Source organism: Sulfuricurvum sp. (assembly GCF_028688295.1).
Lineage (GTDB): Bacteria > Campylobacterota > Campylobacteria > Campylobacterales > Sulfurimonadaceae > Sulfuricurvum.
The window spans coordinates 1-21,799 of the sequence record NZ_JAQTYM010000037.1 but is presented as its reverse complement, the minus strand read 5'-3'; the positions used below and the strand labels follow the sequence as shown (position 1 = coordinate 21,799).

The following is a 21,799-nucleotide window of genomic DNA, read 5'->3' as shown; positions in this document are numbered from 1 at the left end:
ATGTATTAATTGAGAACAAACTCGATTCGTCGATTTTTCGAACGCCCCTCTTCTGTTGCATTTGAAGCTACCGGATCGGCATCTCCCATCCCGTTTACAGTAATGACACTTGCATCAATCCCCTGAGAACTCAAATACTCTGATACCAGTTTGCCTCGCGCTTCAGCAATAATTTCATTGGTTGCATAAAGATGTTTCAGTCGTTGAGGTGGAATGTCATCGGTGTATGAATTAATAATAATCGTCTTTTTACCGCTTTGCTTGAAGAGTTTTGCCCACTCATCCAAACGCGTTTTCCCTGCTTCATTCAGGGCAACGACCCGATTATCAAAGAGTTGAAAATTTCGAAAGTAAGTGGCAGGCTCAGAAGCTACTATCACTGGTTTTTCAACTTTTGGTTCTCTCTTGAGAATTGGAGAAGTTGAAATGATCGCCGGTGCCATAATTTTAGTCACAGGAGCAACCGCAACAACTGTTTTTACCTCACTTGGAGGAGGGACCAAGCGTGGAGGTTTAGGTGTTTCGATCGCAGTTGCAATCTTAATCGGATTAGCAGTAATCGCAATCGGCGTTATCACTTGCCCCATTTTGAGCTTTTCAACCTCCATCATCACACAAGCACCTTTGACATCACGAGCCGTTAGCGTATACACATTGCCTTTATTCAGCCATATCGGATTTTTGAGAGGTTTTAGGTCTTGATCCAGCCCTTGGTACTTACGGACACCGTACCCTTTAGGAATATTAACAGTAAGAATATTTTCAGCTGTCACGCAATTAGGACTGCTTTTACAATCACCTCCACTAAGGAGGATTTTATAAACACCGTTCTCTTCGGAGACCAAAAAATCATCTCTATAAGCGCGCTGCACATAGGAATAACGGTCAGTATTTGCAAATGAGAGTTTAATACTCCCATCGTTTAATTTTTCGATCAAATGCTCTTCCGGTCGAACATACACAATCCGATTGGCATCAAATCCCCGATCAAACATAAATCCATAATTTTTATTTTTGGAACCTTGATAATTAAAATGAAAAATCCCCTCCGAAAAATCGGCCTGAGGATAAAAAATCATCTCAGATACATCTGCACACAAATGTGTCCAACTTAGCCCTATACTTAGTAGTCCGATTGCTATTTTACGTTGCATTATCACCTCACTGTAATACAGGAATAATACACTATCCTAAAGCAATCCTCGGTTAAAAGAAAAAATTGACTCTTAAGTAGTATCGGGATTTCTGCCTTAATAGCAGCAGATGGTGCAAAACTCTAGGGTACTCAATATTCCAAATATCATTAAATAAATGAGTTACACTTTCGGAACAAGTGTTATCGTACATCCATCGCTGAGTACGTCAATACCCTACAATAACGCCTCAAAAGCCTCTGCTGAAACCGGCGGGCTTTTAAAATATCCCTGATACATCGTGCACCCTTTTTCCCGTAAAAAATCAATCTGTTCAATTCGCTCCGTCCCCTCAGCCAGAACCTGAAATCCTAATGCCTGAGCCATTGCAATAATCGCTGTAACGATTGCCATATCATCAGATTCAAACGGGATATCATCCACAAAACTTTTATCAATTTTCAATACATCGATTGGAAATCGTTTCAGATACGAGAGTGACGAATACCCCGTACCAAAATCATCAATTGCCAAACGGATCCCATGAGCACGAAGGGCATGAAGCATCTCAACCGCTTCCTCCTCACGCTGCATCAATGCACTCTCGGTAAGCTCTAACTCGAGTCGATCTGCAGGATAACCACTTTTTTTAAGGGCTCGTTCAACCATCAAAGGGATATTTTGATGACGTACCTGATGAGCTGATAAATTCACTGCCAACGTCAGTCGATGCCCACGATCTAGCCAAATTTTTCCCTGTCGGCACGTTTCATTAAGTACCCATTCACCGATTTCTCCAATCAACCCCGTCTCTTCGGCTATCGGGATAAATTCAACCGGAGAAACTCTCCCGCGCACCGGACAGTTCCATCGAATGAGCGCTTCAGCTCCTACAATACGCCCTGTTGCGATATGAACTTGAGGCTGGTAAAAAACCTCGAATTCTTGATTGATAATAGCCCTGCGAAGACGTGTTTCACATTCGATCCGTTTACGCGCTGAGTCAGTCAACTCATCCGTATAATAGTGATAACTCCCCCGCCCCTCAGATTTTGCTTTATAAAGTGCAGCATCCGCATGCTGTAAAAGTTCAGAGGCATCATCTCCGTGATCGGGAAATAAAACAATACCTGCACTTGAACCGATATGGATCAATGCGCCGCTAGAGAGACGATACTCTGCTCCCAATGCCATAATCATCTCTTCAGCCAACCGTCCGGCGTCTTCAGGACGTGATAAATGTTCGAGAACTACCGCAAATTCATCCCCACCTAAGCGACTGATAATATCTCCCTCGCGTAAACGTGAGGAGAACCGCTGGGCAACGATTTGAAGAAGCTCATCCCCCGCATTGTGTCCATAACTGTCATTGATGTCTTTAAAACGATCCAAATCGAACATCAAAAGTGCAATCTGTGTCTTATGCCGCTTCGCCTGAATAATCGCATTTTGCAGATGTGTCTGCAACAAAGTGCGGTTTGCCAAACCCGTCAGAGGATCGTAATTGGCCAATGTTTCGAGTTGTTCCTCGTAGCGCTTTCGTTCGGTTATGTCTCGATAAACAGCTATCATGTAGGGATGTTCTGAGAGATTCATCGCAACAACATTCACCCATGTATCAACTAAATTTCCATTTTTAGCCCGATGTTTAGTCTCAAAACTATCTCGTCCCCTTTGTGCTATGGTTTCTACTCGACGCTGTGTTTCATGCATCGATTCAACCGCATCATATTCAGAAATAGAGAGGTTAGCAAACTCCTCACTACTGTATCCCAAATGCTCATGCGCCGCACGATTAAATTCAACCGCTCTCATCGTTTTCGAATCGATTAAAACCACTCCATCAGGAAGAGCTTCAAATAATTTCCGAAGCTTCAACGCATTCTGCTCAATAAACTCTTTCTCAGCTCGAAGCTCTTTTTTTCGCTCACCTATTTTGGTAATGGTCTCATTCTTTTGATCAATTACACGAATTAAATATTCAAAATAAGCTCCATGCACTGCATGAAGAACATCGTGACGGCTCAACAATCCGACCAGATTTCTGGCTTCATCTACGACAATCAGCTGATGTATCCCATGTGCTTCCATGAGAGCCGCTGCTTCTTGAAGAGGGATCTCTTTGTGAATGAGACGAAAATCACGATGAAGAAGCTGGCTTACTGTCATATCCCAAATATCTTTTTGAGAACACCCGTGAGCAATATCCCTCTCCGTTATGATCCCCACAGGATGAGCACCATCAAGAACCACAGCGTAATCACATTTACGTTCCGCCATCGCTGCTGCCGCTTCAACAAGAGGAGTAGTGAGTGCTACGATAAGCGGTGAACTGCTCATCGCCTCCGAAACAACTTTGAATTTTCCTAGTTGTTCAAACCCGATATGACGGAGAAAATCCCCCTCACTTACCACTCCTGCAAATAGCCCAACCTCATCAACCACAACTAAATGACGATACCCTTTCTCCTCCATTAGTGCATAGGCATCGTGCAAATAGAGAGTATTCTCAACACAAAAAGGATCTGCTGTCATAACACGTTCCAACGGAGTCTCAACATTAATCAGATCCGCAACAACCCTCAGTGCATCATGCTCTGTAAAAATTCCTATCGGATGATTTAATCCGTCTACAATAATAATCGAACTAATCGAAAGCTCTGTCATCATCTCCAGAGCATTCGCTATAGTATTATTGCCGCTTAATGCTCTAGGTGATTCTGAAATAACCGACTTTAGGGTAATGAGTTTCATTCCTTCGTCTCGCATGTAATAGTGCAGTTACGTCCCGCATCTTTTGCCGCATACATCGCACCATCTGCCCTCTCGATAGCACTGCTTAGGGTATCGCTGTCCATCACTTCGGTAATTCCGATACTGCACGTCACCTGTCCGACCCCTTCAAATTTTTTGGTTTCGAGAAGAAAGCGAATTTTTTCAGCTACACCATAGCCCTCTTCACACCCAGCATTGCGTAACAATAAAACAAACTCTTCTCCCCCCCAACGGGCAAAAAGATCACCTTCACGAACCGAAGTACTCACCAAAGAAGCAAAATGTTTTAAGACAAAATCACCAATATTGTGTCCATGCTTGTCATTGATCTGCTTAAAATGGTCCAGATCCATCATCACCAATGCTAGTTTTTTACTCTCGCGCTTCAACTGAGAAAGTTCTTTGGCAAAAAGCTCCATAAACATATGACGGTTGTGTATCTCAGTGAGAAGATCTTTGGTCGCGAGTTGCGTCAAATGTTTATTCTTTTGCTGAAGGACTTGAGTAATCTCTTCAAACTGTTTAAAATGGTCCTGCATCAACTGCGACCATTTAAGATAGGTTCGGGAAATCAGATCTTGTTGGGTTACAATCCCGGTCACATGTCCATCATCATCAGTCACAACAATTCTCTTAAAAGAGCGTTTTCGCAGATATTCCAACCCTTCATTTATCGATGCTTTTTGATTTAGGGTCTCAACCGGAGATGACATAATGGCGGATACTTTTATAGTTTCCTGTCTCCCATCTCCAATAAAGCGCAGGACATCTTTGGAGGTGAGAATCCCAACCGCTTCCCCCTTTTCTTGTAAGATTACACAGTCACTCAGAGAATCTTTCATAAAATCCAAAATTTCATCCATTGAGGTATCAGGTGAAAAACTTTTATAACCGTATTTTTTCTCAAAAATCGTAGCGATTTGAAGTGAGTCGAGGATTACTTGCGGATCGACACTAGCAAGAATATCACTGTTGGTCACGAGCCCATACAAACTACCATCCGCATTGCAAACACAAATATGTTCATCGATTTCATTAGTAAGATTGAGGGCATTAACAATGTTACTCTCTTTGTCAATCATCGGCAAAAGACGAAGTGAAAGCAGAGAAAGAGGGGTTGAAAACGGTACCCCCTCTAATTTTAAACGGATCATATCTTTTGTAGAAATAATATGATGGAGGGTTTGATTTACAACGACAATACTGCGATGATTATGAAAATCCATTTTATTCAGGGCATCTTGAATCGTATGATGGATACTAGCTGTTATCACATTTGTTGTCGCAATCAGACCAAGTGTAGGGAAAAACATCAACTCACCTCCTCTTTATTCTCTTTATTATATCGCTTGATATCTCAAAAAATAGAACTTTTAGTAAATCACTTAATGTTAAAATAATAAAAAACGCAATATAATACAAAAATTAACAAAGGATACCGCCTGTTCCCATGAGTTCCCGCCTGTTCCTTGCCTCTATTTTCGGTTGCATTGTTCCCTTTTTAGTTACACGTTTTATCTCTTAACTAATCTCTAAAATGGAACTTTTAGCAATCATTTCTCTCATAATCGTACTTTCCCTATGGGTAGTACATTCTATATTTCTCAATCGCCGCTTATTCCAAAGTCAAAGCCGCTATCAACAATTTTTTAACGATTCTCCGGTTGTCCATATCGTTATCGATAAACACCATAAAATTATCGAGTGGAATGAAACGGCTGAAATCATTTTTGGCTGGAAACATGACGAAGCGCTAGGGGAAGATATCATCCATTTTTTAGTCCCTGAATTTGATAAAGTACATGTCCAATCTATTCTGAATAAAGCAGCCCTACAAGGGCTGAGCCATTCAAAAAACTATAACATCACCCACCAAGAGAAAGAGATCTTTTGCGAATGGCGTAATCGCCGCCTAGAAGGGACAGACGGAGAGATTTTATGTATGGCGCAAGACATCACCGTCTCCCAAAAAACCCTCGATGATTTGCACAAACGCTCCACAGCTCTAGAGGGTGCAGGCGATGCCATTTTTTATACTAATGAAAAAGGGTTTATTGAATTTGCAAACCGAAGCTTCTTTTTTCTAAGTATCAGCGATCCCGATACTGTCTATGGTAATCATATCGGAACCTTCTTGTTCGAAGATCGTTTTGCTTTTAGTACACTCAAATCCCAATTTAATGCTAAACAAACATGGAAAGGGAAAATAAATAAATCTTTTAATGGGAGAAATAAAGTCCTCAGTGTTACCATCACCGCTATCTATCACCATAATCGCTTAGTAAGTTATATCGCCAATCTGCATGATATCACCGCACTTAGCTCTCACGTTGATGCCCTCACCTACCGAGCCCAATATGACCAATTAACCGGAGCACTAAATCGCAGCACGATGAAAGATCGTCTCTCCCACGCCATCTCCAGATCTGAGCGAACTAAACATAAGATTGCCCTCTATTTTATCGACCTCAACGATTTCAAACAGATTAACGATCAATATGGGCATGAAGCAGGCGATATATTACTACGACATATCAGCAAAAATTTGCAGTCTTGTTTACGTAATACTGATACAGTATGCCGATACGGCGGGGATGAATTTATTGTAATTATCGAAGATATTAAAGGAGAAAACCATTTAGAGACGATTTTTGATACGATTCAAACTGCTATTGCCGAACCGATCAAAATAGAAGATGAAACACTAATTTACCCAAGCGCTAGTGTCGGAATGGCACTTTATCCTGATGATGCCACCGACGAAGAGAGTTTGATTCGTTCGGCAGACACGGCAATGTATGTTGCTAAAAAAGACAAATACCTTATTGTACCGGAACCAAAACTTTCCGCTGACAATCACAATCACTAAAATAAACCCATTGCTCTTGATATGTTGGTTGCGGGTTATAGACAACCGGAACACTCGAAACATAGGTTACCGATTCGCGTCTGGGTTCCGAGAGAACATATCCCAATACCCCTCCAATAACCAATGGGACAACCCAATTCCCATTGCTATGGCGATTGCTATGATAGTTATTCGACATTTTCATATGTTTAGGCGAGGCATACCCTCGACCATGATCATGTCCACCGGAAGCATACACGCTTGACGTTATGATAAGTGCGGCGCTCATAACCGCGAACCAAGGTTTGATTGTTTTCATAGGAAACTCCTAGAGTTAAGATAGAGTATAATGACATCCCAGTGTGAATCGATCGTGAAAAATAGAATAGAATCCAATGATATCGGAGATAAGGGAAAATCGTGAACGAACTACACGAACATAGAGTTTGGCTCAACCTTAAAGAGATTATAAAAGATCGCCTCTCTCTTGCGGAAGATAAAGCAGAAGATGACGTTATTGATGATCGAGTTCGAAGTGAAATCGATATGCGCGGAACCAATCTTTGGGTTTTGATCTTTGCTGTTTTTATCGCTTCTATCGGTCTCAATGTCAATTCAACTGCCGTTATCATCGGGGCCATGCTCATCTCACCATTAATGGGACCCATTATGGGGATAGGATACGGGGCAGGGATTAACGATTTTACCTTGATTCGACGTTCCTTTTTAAGTCTCGTGTTTGCAACCTTTATCGCCCTTCTTACCTCAACCCTCTATTTTCTTATTTCCCCTTTGGATACCGTCCAATCTGAACTATTAGCGCGAACCACCCCAACAGCTTGGGACGTACTTATTGGTCTTTTTGGGGGATTAGCAGGTATTGTCGCACTTACTCGCAAAGAAAAATCGAACGTAATTCCCGGTGTCGCCATCGCTACAGCGCTCATGCCTCCATTATGTACCGCAGGGTTTGGACTGGCAAACGGCAATTGGGAGTTTTTCTTCGGAGCGTTTTATCTCTACACGATTAATTTTGTTTTTATCGCACTCTCTTCATTTATTATCATCAGGATTTTTAACGTTGCCGAAAAGAAATACGTTGATTCACAGCGAGCAATTAAGGCTCAACGCTACATCATCATTGTCACCATCCTAACACTCTTACCAAGCTCTTATTTAGCGTACAGACTAGTAGGAGAAGAGGTATTTAAAGCCAATGCCTCCCACTTTGTAAACGAATCCTTCGATTTCAAAACCACTAATGTCGCAAAAATACTCATTGACCCAAAGACAAATGAGATCAAAGTTTTTCTCATCGGAGAGCATATATCACAAGAGCAAATCAGTGAGATTCGCTCTAAACTCTCCGAACAAAGACTCTCTAAAGCAACCTTAATCGTTTACCAAAATGGGGAAAACACTGCAGTCGATCTATCCACTCTCAAGGCAGGTATTATTACAGATCTCTACCAAAACAGCCAAGCCGCCCTCCAAAGTAAAGATCAGACCATCGCCAAACTCCAAGAACTACATAATGAAGGGATTCACCTGCGTAGCCTTTTTAGCGATGTTCCTAATGAACTTGAAACCCTATTCCCTAAAGTTCATAATGTTGTTTTGTCCCAAAGCTACCCTTCCGATTCCAACCAAAGCACCCTCGTTCTCAATGCCACAGCCTCAAAACGTTTATCAAAAGAGGAACACAAGAAAATAGAGTCATGGTTAAAAATGCGCACAAAAAATAATGCGGTCATCATCATTATTCGCTAAAATATCACTCTATTTAGGAGTATTTTATGAGCATTTTCAAATATTCGATCGCGTTAACCCTAGCGTACACCCTCTTGGTTGCCAGCCCCCAATGCTACGTCGAGGGATACCCAAACCTCGTCCAATCTGCCGATGAAAAGGGGATCGTTTTAAAAAATGGAACACGCTTTCCCTACCATACCGACACATCTAAAGGCTCGTGGGATGAAAAGATCAACCATGCTGATCTCGCAACACAGCTTGAGCAACCTTATGATGCAGGCGGGTTTGAAACTCCACCTGCGTATCTCTTCGATCCTGGACGGTTGCGTTATCAGCCCTTTTTCCAAGCAGTGTATGGCAAAGATAAAAAAGCTATCGAAAAGAACCTCGTAACCATCGAATGGCCGACACTCAAAGGGAAAACAAAACTTCAAGTGAGCAAAGTAGACGGTGTGAACAAAAAACTCTATGCCATCGGCCAAGAGATCGCTCGTCTACCTAAAGCGGATCGTATCTGGGCAGAGGTGGCAGCCACCTATTGCTACCGAGTTATCAAAGACACCGACCGCCTCTCCATGCATAGCTACGGTATTGCGATCGATCTCGCTCCAAACACCACCCAGTACTGGAAAGACGAAGCCTCCTCTGAAACCGCTAAAATCGGCTACAAAAACACCATGCCCCTCTCCATCGTCCGCATTTTCGAAAAACACGGCTTTATTTGGGGAGGTCGTTGGTACCACTACGACACAATGCATTTCGAATACCGCCCCGAACTTCTTGCACCCTCTTGCAAGGAAATACCTAAATGACCGCACATCGTCTCTTTACCTCTAAAACAGGGCAATTTATCCTTTTTAAGTACATGATATATGCTCTGTTAACCTTTAATATTTATCTCTTTGCAATGAATGGTACCTTTACCGAAACAATCGAAACGGCTGCATGGGTTGTAATCCTAGCCCTATTCGAATGGGAAACCCATTATCTTAAAGAGGAGAGCTGGAGCTTCATCGAGAAAGGGATTATCAGTGTATTGAGCTTTTTTGCCTACGGTGTTGTTTTATTCTCATGCTACAGCTATTTTGCTGATGCCGAATGGCTCGACTTTGTCAACTCTCTGACATGGATTTTCGTCATATTAGTGTTGCAATACGATATCTATTTCCCAGGGCATTATGGCAAAAGTGAATGGACGGCACGTAATATCATTAAATTTGCTCTTTATGGAGCACTGTTTGTCTTTGCCGTTACATGGGGAGTCCAAGGGGAAGCACTCGACTTTTATGATGCATTTTTATGGATTCTCTCATTCTTTGTTATCGAGATGAATATCTTTAATTTTGAACATCGTTTTGTCGAAGAGGATACACTTAGTAGCAATGAATAACTGGATGGAGTCAGCTCTCAAAGAGGCACTTAAGGGGATGAATGCAAATGAGGGAGGACCTTTTGGTGCCCTCATTATTCGAGACAGTAAGATCATATCCTCCGCCCATAACGAAGTTCTAAAAACCAACGATCCCACCGCCCACGCTGAGATCAATGCTATCCGAAAAGCCTCTCGTGCTTTAGGAAAATTCGACCTCTCCGACTGCGTCCTCTATACCACCTGCTACCCCTGCCCGATGTGTATGGGAGCAATATTTTGGGCACGTATCCCTACCGTTTATTATGCTTCATCGATGGATGCTGCTGCTGAGGGGGGATTTGATGATCGAGTATTTTACGAAATGATCCTCCATCCCGAATCCTCTCTCGATCTGCGACCTATTGATGCTGCAAAAGGGAAAGAGCTGTTCCGGCAATGGCTTGATAAAAATAACCGTACACTGTATTGATTCTGTAATCTTTTCGTTTTGATTCTGTAACCTATATCCTTTAGACTGATATACTTTTTTTAAGGTGTATTTCTATGAGCTTGCCATTTTCACTCTTCAGACACATGTCAATCCGACAAAAAATTACTTTCATTGTAGCGACAACGCAACTCTTTGCTATTATTGCAATTAGCATCGGTATTATTGGAATGTTCTTATCCAATGCATCGCTAACACATATCAATGATCAAAGTCTCCGTCCGCTCGATCAATTACGCCAATGCAAACATGCAATGATCAACGTTATACAAACTAAAGCCCAACTCATTTCTGAGGGACGTGGAGACTACACTGCTGATTTAAAAACAATTCAAGAAGCGCATAAACAATTTAATACCCAATGGGCTATTTATCTTAAATCACCTAAAACGGTAGAAGAACGCACTCACCTCGATGAGGCAAAACAGCAAGTTTCACGCGCCAACCGCTCTATGAGTTCCCTCGAAACAGCCCTCAGCAATCGAGATCTTATGGAAATTCTCGATTTAGTTCAAAGTGATTTTCCGTTCAGCTTTGTCCCGCTAGGGGAACATTTCGATGCCTTGATCACAATCCAGCTAGAGAATACCCAATCCCTATATTATGAGGCCCAGACACAATTCAAACAAACTCTTCTGTTGATAGCAATCGTTATGCCTCTTGGGATGATCATCATATTTTTTACGTTGCGGATCATTACACGAGATTTGTTAGAAAAAATCACTCTTCTTTCTCACATTATCCACCATCTCAGATCCGGTAACTTGAAAGAGAGAATTAAAACAAAGGGAAATGATGAACTCTCAATCGCATCAAACGAAATGAACAGTTCTATGGACGAGTTACAAAAAATTCTGATCGATATTAAAAATGTATCCTTCCAAAGCAGAAGTACCGCACAAGAGCTAAACAGTGTCGCTAACGCTGTTCGGCAACGGCTTGAAAGCAGCACGACAGATATTGCCCTAACACACGAACAACTCACAAATCTTCAGAGTATTGTCCATATGTCAACCTCATCTGCACGTCTTACTACCGAAAAAATCGATGAAGCCAATACAGACTTGCTACAAGCAAATGCTCAAATTTCACGTATGAACAACGATATCCAAAACGTTGCACAAACCCAACAAATACTTTCAAACGAATTACAGATCCTCTCATCTCAAGCGCAACAGGTCAAAGGAGTTTTAAACATTATCGGAGATATTGCCGATCAAACCAATCTTTTAGCGCTCAATGCCGCAATTGAAGCGGCACGGGCCGGAGAACATGGTCGAGGATTTGCAGTCGTTGCGGATGAAGTACGTAAACTTGCAGAGAGGACGCAGGATAGTTTGTCTCAAATCAATAGTACCATCAACACAATAGTCGATGCAATTATAGCAAGCAGTCAAAAAATGGAAACATCATCCGTATCGGTATCGCTAGTATCCAAAGATTCTAACACGGTTCAAAACATTATTAGTAATTCATCCACGCTGATAGCAGTTGCTGCCAATAGTGTCCATCAGTCAAATGAACATTTTAATAATCTTATTGCCGGAATGAAAATTATTTCGACTAAAATAGACACCCTAAACACCATCGCCTCTTCGAATACGAACAGCATTCAAGAGATCAATGATGTCGCGATTCGTTTGGACGAAAGCACTGCCAATATCAATCAACAATTAGAAAAATTCCGAACTTAGCCTAAAAACTCGATGGTTTTCTCCACCGGACGACCAATCACCGCTCGATTTTCTTCGATTAAAATTGGACGCTCAATCAGTTTCGGATTTTCAGCCAATGCATCGACAAGCTTTGCTTCATCTATCACGTTTGCAAGCCCAAGTTCTTTGTACAAATCCTCTTTCGTTCGCATCAATTCGCGAGCTGAAACTCCCAATTTTCCCAAAAGAGCGACAATATCTTCCCGCGATGGAGGGGTATCGAGATATTTAAAAACCTCAAAAATCTCCCCTTTCTCTTCTAGTAGCTTTAACGCTTCACGCGATTTTGAACATTTAGGGTTATGCCATAGGGTTGTCATTGTTGACCTTTTTTAGAAGAATTATAACCCATCGTATAAATCAAAAAAAACTTAAATTATTTCATTAACTGCTTAACACAAAATTAACACTAAGAGCTCATAATCCTATTTTCGGAAATTACCGCAATTAAAAAATAAAAGGAGAAAAACGGAGGAGAAAGCGAAAACACACACTCCGCCCGCCCTATGAATTGGACCTCTCAGGCGAACGGAAAACGTATTGCATAGCAACGCCCTAATTATAGCGTTTTTTTACGCCATTTCTCCGACGTTGTCGTGCATACACACCCTATTTACTAGCAGGAAATGTATGTTCGATACTCTTTTTCAACATCTATATTTCCTCTTTTAAATACCCAAATACTTTACTATCACAGGAGGATTTTATGGATCTGTTAGGATTTTATCCCTTATTTTATGTTCCAAATATCGGCTCAGCTTGGCTGATGGGGCTCACAGGAGCTATACATATCATGGCATCGCACACATCAGTCGGTGCCGCGCTTTTGTTCGCATTTTTAGCCCACAAGGCGCAAAAAGAGAATCGAACCGATTTGTATGATTATATGAAACGCTACGGAATGTTTTTGTTGATTTTTTCATACGTTATCGGCTCCATCACAGGACCGGGAATTTGGTATACGGCAACAGCTGCCAGCCCCAGAGGTATCAGTGCACTCATCCATAACTTCGTATGGGTATGGGCTACAGAGTGGGTATTTTTCGTTTACGAAGTACTCGGCGTTTTTGCATTGATCTATTTTATGGATAAAGTGGATCGCAAAACCCATCTAAAACTCACCTATACCTTTGCGATTGCTTCGGTGGGTACTCTCGCATTGATCATCGGGATCATCAGTTTCATGATGTGGCCGGGGACAGAAGCATACTATACGACAGGCTCTGCCAGCGATGCATTTTTCGGCACCAACACCTTCCCACACATGTTTTTACGGATCGGGTTTATGATTATGATGTCGGGGATCATCGGGATGATTATCTCCTCTGCGATGCGAAAAGAGAACAAAGAACTCTCTGAAGAACTGACCCAAAAGATGGGTTGGGTGAGTTTGCTCGGGGGATTTGTTACCGTCTTTTTCTTTATGTGGTACATCGATACGCTCCCCTCTAATGCTCATGCACTTTTGGGATTGGCAAAAGATTCGATCATTATGAACCGTGTTGTTTTGGCTATTTTATTCTCGATCTATTTCTCTATCGCGATTATGAAACCGCAATGGATCAGCCGAACCCTCGCCATCACGATGATGTTCGTCATCGGTATTGTGGGAGTCTGGCCGGGTGAAAAACTACGTGAAACAATGCGCAAACCGTGGGTTGCAGGACAATACGTCTACAGCAATCAAATCATCGGACGTGATGTCCCGGGAAAAGGGATTAAAAGTGAGGTAGACCTCATCGCAACCAAAGGGTTACTCAAAGTCAATCCTTGGATACCGGAACGTCTGCGTACTATTACACCTGAAAACAAACTCGAAGTCGGAAAATTGCTAACACGCATTACCTGCTCCAACTGTCATTCATTGGATAAGGGAGGGCTCTATCGACCGCTTATTCCACTTGCTGGACCTATGGGCGAAGCAGGAATCAAAGACTATATGAAAAATGTAATCGGCACAGGATCAAGCCCTTACATGCCTAAAATCGCTCTTCCGGATGAAGAGTATGATGCGATAGCGGCCTACATCGCTTCGCAAGCGAATTAAGGAGCTAAAGAATGGAAATCTCAACTTTCGTAAATGTAATGAGAGACTCTGCGGGGATACCGTTTTATCCCGTCGTCTTTCAAGGACTCTATGTTTTAACATGGGCTCTGCACGCCGCCTTTGTTTTGTTGGCACTCGGCTCTATGGGACTTTCGATCTACGGAAGCACCCAACAAAAAAGTGACCCGTATTGGAAAATATTGACCCCTCACCTCATCATGACGGGAAAAATCAGCGTCTCGGTTCTTATCGTTTTGGGAGTTGCCCCGCTGCTGTTTACACAGGTCATTTATGATTCTGGTTGGTATGTGGCAAACACCCTCTCAGGAGCATGGGTTTTCATCTTTATTTATGCACTCGTCATCGGGTACATGATGTATTATTGGTATCAATCCGCTAACAAAAAAGGCTCATCTGCCAATACCCTCATCGGTATCATCTCTTTTGCTATCTTGGTATTTTGTGGTGTGTTAATGCACAACTTTGCGGTTGAAGCAATCTCGCCGACGAAATGGATGGATTGGTATGCACCTAACGGTGTTGTTGATAACGCAGGGTGGAATATGCATCTCGACCTTATCCGACTTGGATTCATGGTAAGTTTGATGATTCCGGTTACGGGGATTTTTATGCAAAACTACAGTCGATTTTTGAGTACCCGTCCAGATTTCGAACCAAAGTATTTGGAATTTGTCAAAAATTTGGGAACTAAAATGGCAGTGATTGGTTTAGTGATCAGTGCTGCATTGTTCGCCGTATGGATGCTCAAAGAGAACCTCTTGTTTCACCCTCTCTCCTTAGCTACGGTTGCTTCGGTTGTCGTCCTTCTCGTACTGGCGATGGGCAATAAAAACAGCTACGTTACTACGGGGATACTGGTGATTGTTGCTCTACTCATCTCAGCTGTTCGAGAGCTGATCCGATACAACGTTATGTCGGGGATCGGATACGATCTGTACGGTTATCCGATGAATTTGGAGTGGGAAACCATTATCATGTTCTTGTTGACATTCGTCGTCCTCGGATTTACCGGAATCGCCTTTATTTTAACCATGGCATGGAAAGTCGGCAAAACCGAAGGTGTCTATACGGCAACCGAAGGTTCAGCCGTATCCCGCCTCGCTAATGCGTCATTAACACTATTTATTCTTTGGATCGTAGTGTATTTTGGATGGGGCATGGTTGCTTTGTTTAAAAATACAATGGGAGTCTAAAAAAAATCTATCGAGAAGCCTAATCATGGCTTCTTGGTGTTTTCACACGAGAGTCTTATCTGCAAAATCGACCTCCTTAAAGATTCACACCATTTAAGGCTCTCTTGTGAGAATGTCTACCTTACCATTTCCCCTCAATCGATAAAAGTACCTGTGGTTTTGTGTGCTCTTTATCCACTTGAGTCTGTGTAATCGCTCCCCCTGCATCGTACAAACGTGACGTTGTCTCTACGGTTGAAGCCGTGATATTTTTCACGTTAAACTGTAATTTAAACGTTTTATTGAGTCGTTTATTGGCATAGAAATCGAGTGTACCGTACCCTTTTTGCGATTGGGATATGAAATACTCCTGCGGATCATCGTATCCGCCGACATAGCGATAAGCGGCTCCGTAGGTGATTTCAGAGCCTTTTAGAGTGTGATCAAAACCAAGGTTACAGGTAAAATTCGGTGTTTGTAAAAGCTCTCTTTTGACTCCGGTTAGAGTGTTCGTAATCGATGAGTCTTGCAGCGAGGCATTGGCAAAAACTCCGAACCCTGTGATGTACTCTTTGAGTGATTTTTTAAGCTCTAATTCGAGTCCCCATAATGACCCCTCTCCTGCATTTTCAGGGGTTTGCTCATACCGTCCCGATACGGAGTTAAACCGGATGGCATTTTCGATTTTATCATTGATGGTTCGATAAAACCCGCCGATACTCGCCAAGCCTTTATCAGCAAAAAAGTGTTCATACCGAAGCTCATAACTCAGTGCTTTCTCTTCGGTTAGATTCGGATTTCCGATCACATCGGGGCGATGAATACTATTTTCATCGAGACTGCTATTGATACTTGCCGATAGTTGGCTGAGTCTTGGAAGACGGACGGTTTTAGCGACACTCGCACGGATATTATCTGTTGGTGTCACCTGAAACAGTGCGTGTAGCGATGGTGCGAAGTAACCTAGATTCGACGTTGCACCATAGTCTCTATTTAATGTTTCATAACGGAGTCCGGGGGTAATGACGATCCAATCATTCAGTGTATATTCATCTTGGATATAGAGGGCGAGCTTGTCCTCTTTCATCTGGATTTTATCGTTCACCGAAGTGACATCTACCCCGTTTAAAATCCTTGTGGTTTCATCAATCTGATCACTTCTTTTGAGTTCAAATCCGGCTTTCATAAAATGCTCATCTCGAAGTGCCGTATAATCCCCCTGAAGACCGTAAAACCGACTCAAGACGTAATCGTGATTTTTTCGGTTGTTAGCAGAAGGGGTCGATAATGACTCCAAATCGGCACTCTCTTCGAAGGAGTGGATTTTTGCTTTCCACTCAAAAATATCATCTCCGAATCGGTGCTCCGCCCCCAATGCCGACCAAAGCATCGTGTTGGTCGCATCGTCATGACTTCGGTAGCGGTTCGTTGGAGTGCTTGAGCCTTCGGTCATAGTCGTCGAAGTGATAGTGTCACTATTATGATTAAACGTCACAGAGCCGTCATAGAGTATTTTAAGGCGTGAGGAGGGGGAGTAGTTGAGCTTTGCGCGCACACCTACGGAGCGATTTTTACTCCGATCATCACGCTCTTCATTGGTATCCAATGCTGTTTTATCGGTTACAATATCCGTCCGATCTTCTTTAATATTATTAGACGCGTTCAGATTCACCAAATACGAAACTTTATCGAGCTTCCCTTCTCGTTGAACATACGCGGTTTCGCTCAGATCCTCACCGTAAGCACCGAGTGTCACTTTTGCAGAGGTTCGTCCCTCCGCCTTTGGTTTTTTGAGAACGACGTTGACGATCCCCCCCATCGATTCGGCAGTGTACTCCGCCGAACCGTTGCTCATCACCTCGATCCGCTCGATCATATCGGGTGAAATCTGCTCCAGTGGGCTAACTCTTTTACTGGTTCCGGTCGAAGTCGCTTCACCGTCGATCATCACCACCGTGTATCCTTTACCCGGTGCGCTAGCGGGTCCTTTGCCATTTGGAATCGTTACTCCGGGGGTGCGTCGGAGAATCTCTAACGCATTCGCATCCCCATACTGGGTCAACTCCTCTGCTTTGATAATCCGTTTCGCGATAGAGTTATCCCGTCGCTCATCGATAGCGGTATAATCCTCCGCGATTTGGATTTTTTCCAAGGTAATAATCTCTTGCGCGCACACACTGCTAATCATAGCGGTAGCCGCAAGAATAGTTCGATAATTCATCATACTGTCCTGCTTATTTTTGTTTGTCGGTGACGATATAGAGTTGTTCATGCCCCAGACGTTTGAGAACATCCATTACACCCACAAAATTTTGAAATGCCGCATCTTTATCGCTATAGAGTACGACGGTCATCTCTTTACCCCCTGCAATAACCCTTTGTTCAAAATCAGTCAAGGTAATCGGTGTTTTCTCTTCTCCCAGCATCAACGTTCCGTCTTTTTGGATCGTGAGTTTCAGTTCCGATGGTTTATGCTCCGTCGCAGTCCCTTTGGCATCGGGGAGATCAACGGGGATAAGTCCGGTACGGATAAAGGTCGCCGTAGTGAGTACCATGACCAAAAGAACGAGCATAATATCGATAAAAGGGATGACGTTGATCGAATCAACTCTCTTCATTTTTTTCATGAGTTACCCTTTGTTTTTGATTTCCCACAAAGTTACAATGCGTTCCATCTTTCGAAGCAAAATGTTATAAAACACGATAGCAGGGATAGCAACCACAAGCCCCATCGCGGTTGCTTTAAGTGCCAAAGCCAATCCTGTCATGATTTTCTTCGGATCGACTGCCCCCACATCTCCGAGGCTGTAAAACGTGATCATGATCCCTAAAACCGTTCCAAGAAGTCCGACATAGGGTGCATTGGAACCGATGGTCGCGATCGTGCTGACGTTGTTTCCTAAATCAAGTTCGAGTTCTTCTTTAGTTTTATACGTTTCGATTCGAATCCCGCCGTACGTCATTATCCGCTCAACAAAAAGCCACAATGAGACAACACTCATCAGTACTAAAATTCCGATAATCCCATAATCAATTGCACTATGGGCAAATTCCAACCAACCGCTATTTTCCATTGTCTTATCCTTTTTATTGATGTTACTTTTCCGTTCGTGGTGAGCTTGTCGAACCATGAACCGTACACCCTTCGACAAGCTCAGGGCGAACGGTGAGTTATGTCAGCACTCTTTCTAACTTGCCGATTCACTCAAAAACGCATCACACGCCAACACCGCCGCACCGTAGGATGTCGTGATCTGCGGATATTCAGGGACAAAGATTTTATGCCCCAGCTCATTTTCGATTGCGTTCACCAGCCCATCATTGAGAGCAGGTCCTCCGTCGAAATAGACGTTCTCTTTGACCCCTACCCGTTTCACCAGTTTTACGATCCGTTTGGCGATAGAGTAGTGAACCCCAGAGACGATGTCTTCGACGCTGTGGTTATTCCCTAGCAATCCGATAATCTCCGATTCGGCAAATACGGCGCACGTACTGCTGATCGAGAGAGGAGTCCCCACCGATTTGAAATGGTACGCACTCAGCTCATCCACCCCTATCTCCAGATTCATCGCCACAACGTCGAGAAATTTCCCCGTCCCTGCCGCGCAACGGTCGTTCATGGCAAAATTGACGACATTCCCCTCGGCATCGAGTGAAATCGCCTTGCTGTCTTGTCCGCCGATGTTGATGATTGTTTTGATATTGCCATAACTTTTGGCGGCTTGTTGCGCACCGATGGCATTGGCGGTAATCTCGCTGATATTTTCATCCGCCTCTTTAAAAAGCTTTCGACCATATCCCGTAGCCACCGTATAGACCACCTCGCGCTCATCAATACCTAACTCTTTTAACAGCTCTGCCAACGCCTCTTGGGCGTATTTGTAAAACATACTCCCGCTCGCACTGATTTTATGCCCGACTAGATTTTTATTCTCATCCGCAACACTGATTTTAATCGCGGTAGATCCGATGTCAATCCCTACAAAATATCTCATTTTTTCATTCTCTTTCGATTTTTTAATGACTCGATAAACGCTTCAACCCGCGTCGTGAGCTGTCCGTGTTGTGAGGGGCTGTAATCGCTCTCGATGTAGAGAATCGGGATACCCTCTCGCTCCATTGCCGCCAAGACACTGCGCTGTTCCATCTCATACACCTGACACCCCGCAAACGCCTGATAGATCACCCCATCACCGCTGTAACTGCGCACCAGTTGGATGATTCTGCGGATTCGGTCATCGTTTTGGGTGAATATCGGGCAAGTACACGCTTTGAGATATTTATCCGAAACCGAATCGATCATATCGTAGAGATTCCACTCATCCACTGCCACCATATCGTTAAACATACGGTTCGAACTGCACGTCTCATCGGCGACGATAATTGCATCGCTCTGTTCGATAATAAGGGGGATTTTATAGTTGGGGAAAATCGGCGGTGAACCGGTATAGACGATACGCGGACTCGCTTTTCCAGCCACATTGATACCCTCACTCGCCCGTTGTTCCAACTCTGAAACCAGTTTTTCGACCGCACTTATCCACTCATCTATTTTGTCAAAGAAAAAAGCGTTGGTGACCAAAAACATATCGACACCCAAAATCGGAACCGCTTTGTTTTTTCGAAATTCGGTGAGCTTATGATAGAGCGATTGTGCATACCCCACCTTTTTGATCGCACTCTCCAGATTGGACCTTGTCAGCTTTTTCCCCTGAAATTTGGAGAGTTTCACGGCGAAACTTTTGACACTCTCGCGCCAGTAGTGACGACTCTCTTCACTCTCTTTGGTACGAGGAAATCCGACATCGATAATGGAATGACCCAAACTCTCGATGATCGCTCCCGCTTTGGTCTTTTGGTCGCACGTCGTCGGGGAAAAGGTGATATCGGGTTTATCGGAGAAATTATCCGAGGCAAACAGCCCTACCGTCGCCTTGACTAACGGACACGACTTTTGCGGCAACAGATCACCACCGATCTCATCGTCCGTATAAAACCCGTTACAGAGTCGGATTGGTACAGCGTCCAGTGCATAGATGATTTCCGAGGGGATTTGGATACACATCGTCCCGATTTTGGCTTTCCCCTCGTGGAGCGGTTGGTGATTGCAATAGACTTTTTCAAACAAATCGTAAAAATAGCCCATACTGCGGATCGGAGATTTAAAATCTTCTTTCAAGCTGTTCAAAACAGCAATGGCTTCCATCGCTTTATGGCGGTTTTGACGCTCTGCTGAGGTCTCAATCGTGTGTTCAGTGTGCATGATTCTCCTTATTCTGATCCATAGCCATCCGTACAAGAAAGCCTTCTTTGGTCGATTCGAAAATCGTTAGCCCCGCGAAGTTGGCTTCCAAACACCCATCCTCAGGACACGCCGCGACACATTTGAGACAGAGGGTACAATCTTCGGTGACTAGATTTTTGCTCGTCACATCGTCGGCAATTTCGAGAATATCCATATCGCACGCACGGTAGCAATCGCCGCATTTGGTACATTTTGAGCCATCTTTGTAAAGTTTGAGCAGTGCAGGTTTCGAGAAAACGTACTGCAACGCCGCCATCGGACAAAAATAACAAAAGAACCGTTTTTTGATAAACGATCCAACCAAAAATAGCCCCGTCATAATCATCCCGATGGTGGTCATGACGATATCGGTTTTCGAAGAAAAATCGATATAAAACTGGTTAAAATCCCCTGTAAATGCCGGAATCATCATCCGTCCTGGGCAAATATCGCAAAACGGCATCGAGAGACCGTTAGGGAGTTTCGGGAGTCCAAACACCGAGTTGGCGATCATCACAGGTAGAAGCAGCAACAAGATCAATAAAATGTATTTGATACTTTTGATCTTCCCGCGATTCGCCCATGAGTATTCGCTGTAACGGATTTTGGTTTTTTCACGTAACATCGTGAGCCAGTCTTGCATCGTCCCCAGAGGGCAGACGAAACCGCACCACCCTTTATTCAACACCCAAAACCACACTGCGAACATACCTAAAGAGATGAGAAACGCATACCCTGCATATCCGGCAAGGGTATCAAAGGTACTTTTGAGATCATGTTGAAGCTCACCGACATAGCATTTACCCCCTGTTCCCTCTCCGTTAAAGACACACGCAAATGTCGGGAGTTTATCGCCCAAATCGAGTCCGATATATCCACCGTAAACGATCAGGGCAAACGCAACGATCTGAAACCAAAACCGAAACCGAACGAGGTTCATATTATTGACGGCACGGCGGAGACTAAATTTATTCTTCGTCAAAATAGATCTCCTTGGGCGTTTTACGCTTGCGTCGTCGATTGTAATAAAGTCCTAGAGAAAAGACGAGTATTACCCCGATTACGGTAGCAAATGCTAATGTTTTGGATTCGTATTCGAGAGGGGTATCGCCGAACGAGAGGGGGATACTCATCGCGTAATGTACCGATGAATACGGCTTCCCATCATACACACCCGATTCATTAACATCATA

At 43.4% G+C, this 21,799-nt stretch carries 20 protein-coding genes; 8 read left to right on the top strand and 12 right to left on the bottom strand.

The window, feature by feature from the left end; genetic code table 11:
- Positions 1 to 5 precede the first annotated feature (5 nt).
- From PHR02_RS08665 to PHR02_RS08655, 3 genes are all read right to left on the bottom strand, one after another.
- Positions 6 to 1,154 carry an OmpA family protein gene (locus PHR02_RS08665; protein WP_299991127.1) on the bottom strand — a complete coding sequence of 383 codons (1,149 nt, stop codon included), beginning with the start codon at positions 1,152 to 1,154 and terminating at the stop codon, positions 6 to 8.
- Between the two features lie 216 nt (positions 1,155 to 1,370).
- Positions 1,371 to 3,902, bottom strand: coding sequence for an EAL domain-containing protein (locus PHR02_RS08660; protein ID WP_299991124.1), 2,532 nt, complete (start codon positions 3,900 to 3,902; stop codon positions 1,371 to 1,373).
- Positions 3,884 to 5,221, bottom strand: a complete 1,338-nt coding sequence (locus tag PHR02_RS08655) for a diguanylate cyclase (protein WP_299991130.1) — start codon at positions 5,219 to 5,221, stop codon at positions 3,884 to 3,886. Before PHR02_RS08655 ends, PHR02_RS08660 begins: the two co-directional genes overlap by 19 nt.
- A 224-nt stretch (positions 5,222 to 5,445) precedes the next feature.
- On the opposite strand from PHR02_RS08655, the gene PHR02_RS08650 reads away from it, so the two are divergent.
- Positions 5,446 to 6,777: a sensor domain-containing diguanylate cyclase gene (locus PHR02_RS08650; RefSeq protein WP_299991121.1), complete on the top strand. Its 1,332-nt coding sequence runs from the start codon at positions 5,446 to 5,448 to the stop codon at positions 6,775 to 6,777.
- Here PHR02_RS08650 and PHR02_RS08645 read toward each other — a convergent pair.
- On the bottom strand, positions 6,731 to 7,075 hold the full coding sequence (locus tag PHR02_RS08645; protein ID WP_299991119.1) for a hypothetical protein: 345 nt from the start codon (positions 7,073 to 7,075) through the stop codon (positions 6,731 to 6,733). The two genes, PHR02_RS08650 and PHR02_RS08645, sit on opposite strands and share 47 nt — an antisense overlap.
- A 101-nt stretch (positions 7,076 to 7,176) precedes the next feature.
- Between PHR02_RS08645 and PHR02_RS08640 the strand changes: the two genes are divergently transcribed.
- From PHR02_RS08640 to PHR02_RS08620, 5 genes are all read left to right on the top strand, one after another.
- Positions 7,177 to 8,526: a TIGR00341 family protein gene (locus tag PHR02_RS08640; RefSeq protein ID WP_299991117.1), complete on the top strand. Its 1,350-nt coding sequence runs from the start codon at positions 7,177 to 7,179 to the stop codon at positions 8,524 to 8,526.
- Positions 8,527 to 8,552: 26 nt separating this feature from the next.
- Positions 8,553 to 9,320, top strand: a complete 768-nt coding sequence (locus PHR02_RS08635; RefSeq protein WP_299991115.1) for a M15 family metallopeptidase — start codon at positions 8,553 to 8,555, stop codon at positions 9,318 to 9,320.
- A complete protein-coding gene (locus PHR02_RS08630) occupies positions 9,317 to 9,898 on the top strand; it encodes a hypothetical protein (protein WP_299991113.1) in 582 nt (193 codons plus the stop codon). Before PHR02_RS08635 ends, PHR02_RS08630 begins: the two co-directional genes overlap by 4 nt.
- Positions 9,891 to 10,349: a nucleoside deaminase gene (locus PHR02_RS08625; RefSeq protein ID WP_299991111.1), complete on the top strand. Its 459-nt coding sequence runs from the start codon at positions 9,891 to 9,893 to the stop codon at positions 10,347 to 10,349. Before PHR02_RS08630 ends, PHR02_RS08625 begins: the two co-directional genes overlap by 8 nt.
- 74 nt (positions 10,350 to 10,423) lie before the next feature.
- Entirely contained in the window at positions 10,424 to 12,061 is a 1,638-nt protein-coding gene (locus PHR02_RS08620; protein WP_299991108.1) for a methyl-accepting chemotaxis protein, read from the top strand.
- Here PHR02_RS08620 and arsC read toward each other — a convergent pair.
- Positions 12,058 to 12,402 carry an arsenate reductase (glutaredoxin) gene (gene arsC, locus PHR02_RS08615; RefSeq protein WP_299991106.1) on the bottom strand — a complete coding sequence of 115 codons (345 nt, stop codon included), beginning with the start codon at positions 12,400 to 12,402 and terminating at the stop codon, positions 12,058 to 12,060. The genes PHR02_RS08620 and arsC overlap by 4 nt on opposite strands.
- 386 nt (positions 12,403 to 12,788) lie before the next feature.
- Here arsC and PHR02_RS08610 point away from each other — a divergent pair, with 386 nt between their 5' ends.
- A complete protein-coding gene (locus PHR02_RS08610) occupies positions 12,789 to 14,129 on the top strand; it encodes a c-type cytochrome (protein WP_299991104.1) in 1,341 nt (446 codons plus the stop codon).
- A gap of 11 nt (positions 14,130 to 14,140) precedes the next feature.
- Positions 14,141 to 15,343: a hypothetical protein gene (locus PHR02_RS08605; RefSeq protein WP_299991101.1), complete on the top strand. Its 1,203-nt coding sequence runs from the start codon at positions 14,141 to 14,143 to the stop codon at positions 15,341 to 15,343.
- Positions 15,344 to 15,464: 121 nt separating this feature from the next.
- Here PHR02_RS08605 and PHR02_RS08600 read toward each other — a convergent pair whose 3' ends face one another.
- From PHR02_RS08600 to PHR02_RS08570, 7 genes are all read right to left on the bottom strand, one after another.
- Positions 15,465 to 17,546, bottom strand: coding sequence for a TonB-dependent receptor (locus tag PHR02_RS08600; protein WP_299991099.1), 2,082 nt, complete (start codon positions 17,544 to 17,546; stop codon positions 15,465 to 15,467).
- 10 nt (positions 17,547 to 17,556) lie between these two features.
- Entirely contained in the window at positions 17,557 to 17,949 is a 393-nt protein-coding gene (locus PHR02_RS08595) for a biopolymer transporter ExbD (RefSeq protein ID WP_299991097.1), read from the bottom strand.
- A gap of 3 nt (positions 17,950 to 17,952) precedes the next feature.
- A complete protein-coding gene (gene exbB, locus PHR02_RS08590; protein WP_299991094.1) occupies positions 17,953 to 18,396 on the bottom strand; it encodes a TonB-system energizer ExbB in 444 nt (147 codons plus the stop codon).
- Between the two features lie 114 nt (positions 18,397 to 18,510).
- Positions 18,511 to 19,317, bottom strand: coding sequence for an acyl-CoA dehydratase activase (locus PHR02_RS08585; protein ID WP_299991092.1), 807 nt, complete (start codon positions 19,315 to 19,317; stop codon positions 18,511 to 18,513).
- Positions 19,314 to 20,585 (bottom strand): 2-hydroxyacyl-CoA dehydratase family protein, encoded by a 1,272-nt coding sequence (locus tag PHR02_RS08580; protein ID WP_299991089.1) that lies wholly within the window; start codon positions 20,583 to 20,585, stop codon positions 19,314 to 19,316. The genes PHR02_RS08585 and PHR02_RS08580 overlap by 4 nt, the downstream gene beginning before the upstream one ends.
- Positions 20,575 to 21,588 (bottom strand): 4Fe-4S binding protein, encoded by a 1,014-nt coding sequence (locus PHR02_RS08575; RefSeq protein ID WP_299991086.1) that lies wholly within the window; start codon positions 21,586 to 21,588, stop codon positions 20,575 to 20,577. The genes PHR02_RS08580 and PHR02_RS08575 overlap by 11 nt, the downstream gene beginning before the upstream one ends.
- On the bottom strand, positions 21,575 to 21,799 hold a 225-nt coding region (locus PHR02_RS08570), incomplete at its 5' end, for an LPXTG cell wall anchor domain-containing protein (RefSeq protein ID WP_299991083.1). The genes PHR02_RS08570 and PHR02_RS08575, both read right to left, overlap by 14 nt.

Bases quoted from the DNA above. Each gene is read 5' to 3' on its own strand.
- PHR02_RS08665 (WP_299991127.1), bottom strand. From the start codon at position 1,154: ATGCAACGTAAAATAGCAATCGGACTACTAAGTATAGGGCTAAGTTGG.
- PHR02_RS08660 (WP_299991124.1), bottom strand. From the start codon at position 3,902: ATGCGAGACGAAGGAATGAAACTCATTACCCTAAAGTCGGTTATTTCA.
- PHR02_RS08655 (WP_299991130.1), bottom strand. From the start codon at position 5,221: ATGTTTTTCCCTACACTTGGTCTGATTGCGACAACAAATGTGATAACA.
- PHR02_RS08650 (WP_299991121.1), top strand. From the start codon at position 5,446: ATGGAACTTTTAGCAATCATTTCTCTCATAATCGTACTTTCCCTATGG.
- PHR02_RS08645 (WP_299991119.1), bottom strand. From the start codon at position 7,075: ATGAAAACAATCAAACCTTGGTTCGCGGTTATGAGCGCCGCACTTATC.
- PHR02_RS08635 (WP_299991115.1), top strand. From the start codon at position 8,553: ATGAGCATTTTCAAATATTCGATCGCGTTAACCCTAGCGTACACCCTC.
- PHR02_RS08630 (WP_299991113.1), top strand. From the start codon at position 9,317: ATGACCGCACATCGTCTCTTTACCTCTAAAACAGGGCAATTTATCCTT.
- PHR02_RS08625 (WP_299991111.1), top strand. From the start codon at position 9,891: ATGAATAACTGGATGGAGTCAGCTCTCAAAGAGGCACTTAAGGGGATG.
- PHR02_RS08620 (WP_299991108.1), top strand. From the start codon at position 10,424: ATGAGCTTGCCATTTTCACTCTTCAGACACATGTCAATCCGACAAAAA.
- arsC (WP_299991106.1), bottom strand. From the start codon at position 12,402: ATGACAACCCTATGGCATAACCCTAAATGTTCAAAATCGCGTGAAGCG.
- PHR02_RS08610 (WP_299991104.1), top strand. From the start codon at position 12,789: ATGGATCTGTTAGGATTTTATCCCTTATTTTATGTTCCAAATATCGGC.
- PHR02_RS08605 (WP_299991101.1), top strand. From the start codon at position 14,141: ATGGAAATCTCAACTTTCGTAAATGTAATGAGAGACTCTGCGGGGATA.
- PHR02_RS08600 (WP_299991099.1), bottom strand. From the start codon at position 17,546: ATGATGAATTATCGAACTATTCTTGCGGCTACCGCTATGATTAGCAGT.
- PHR02_RS08595 (WP_299991097.1), bottom strand. From the start codon at position 17,949: ATGAAAAAAATGAAGAGAGTTGATTCGATCAACGTCATCCCTTTTATC.
- exbB (WP_299991094.1), bottom strand. From the start codon at position 18,396: ATGGAAAATAGCGGTTGGTTGGAATTTGCCCATAGTGCAATTGATTAT.
- PHR02_RS08585 (WP_299991092.1), bottom strand. From the start codon at position 19,317: ATGAGATATTTTGTAGGGATTGACATCGGATCTACCGCGATTAAAATC.
- PHR02_RS08580 (WP_299991089.1), bottom strand. From the start codon at position 20,585: ATGCACACTGAACACACGATTGAGACCTCAGCAGAGCGTCAAAACCGC.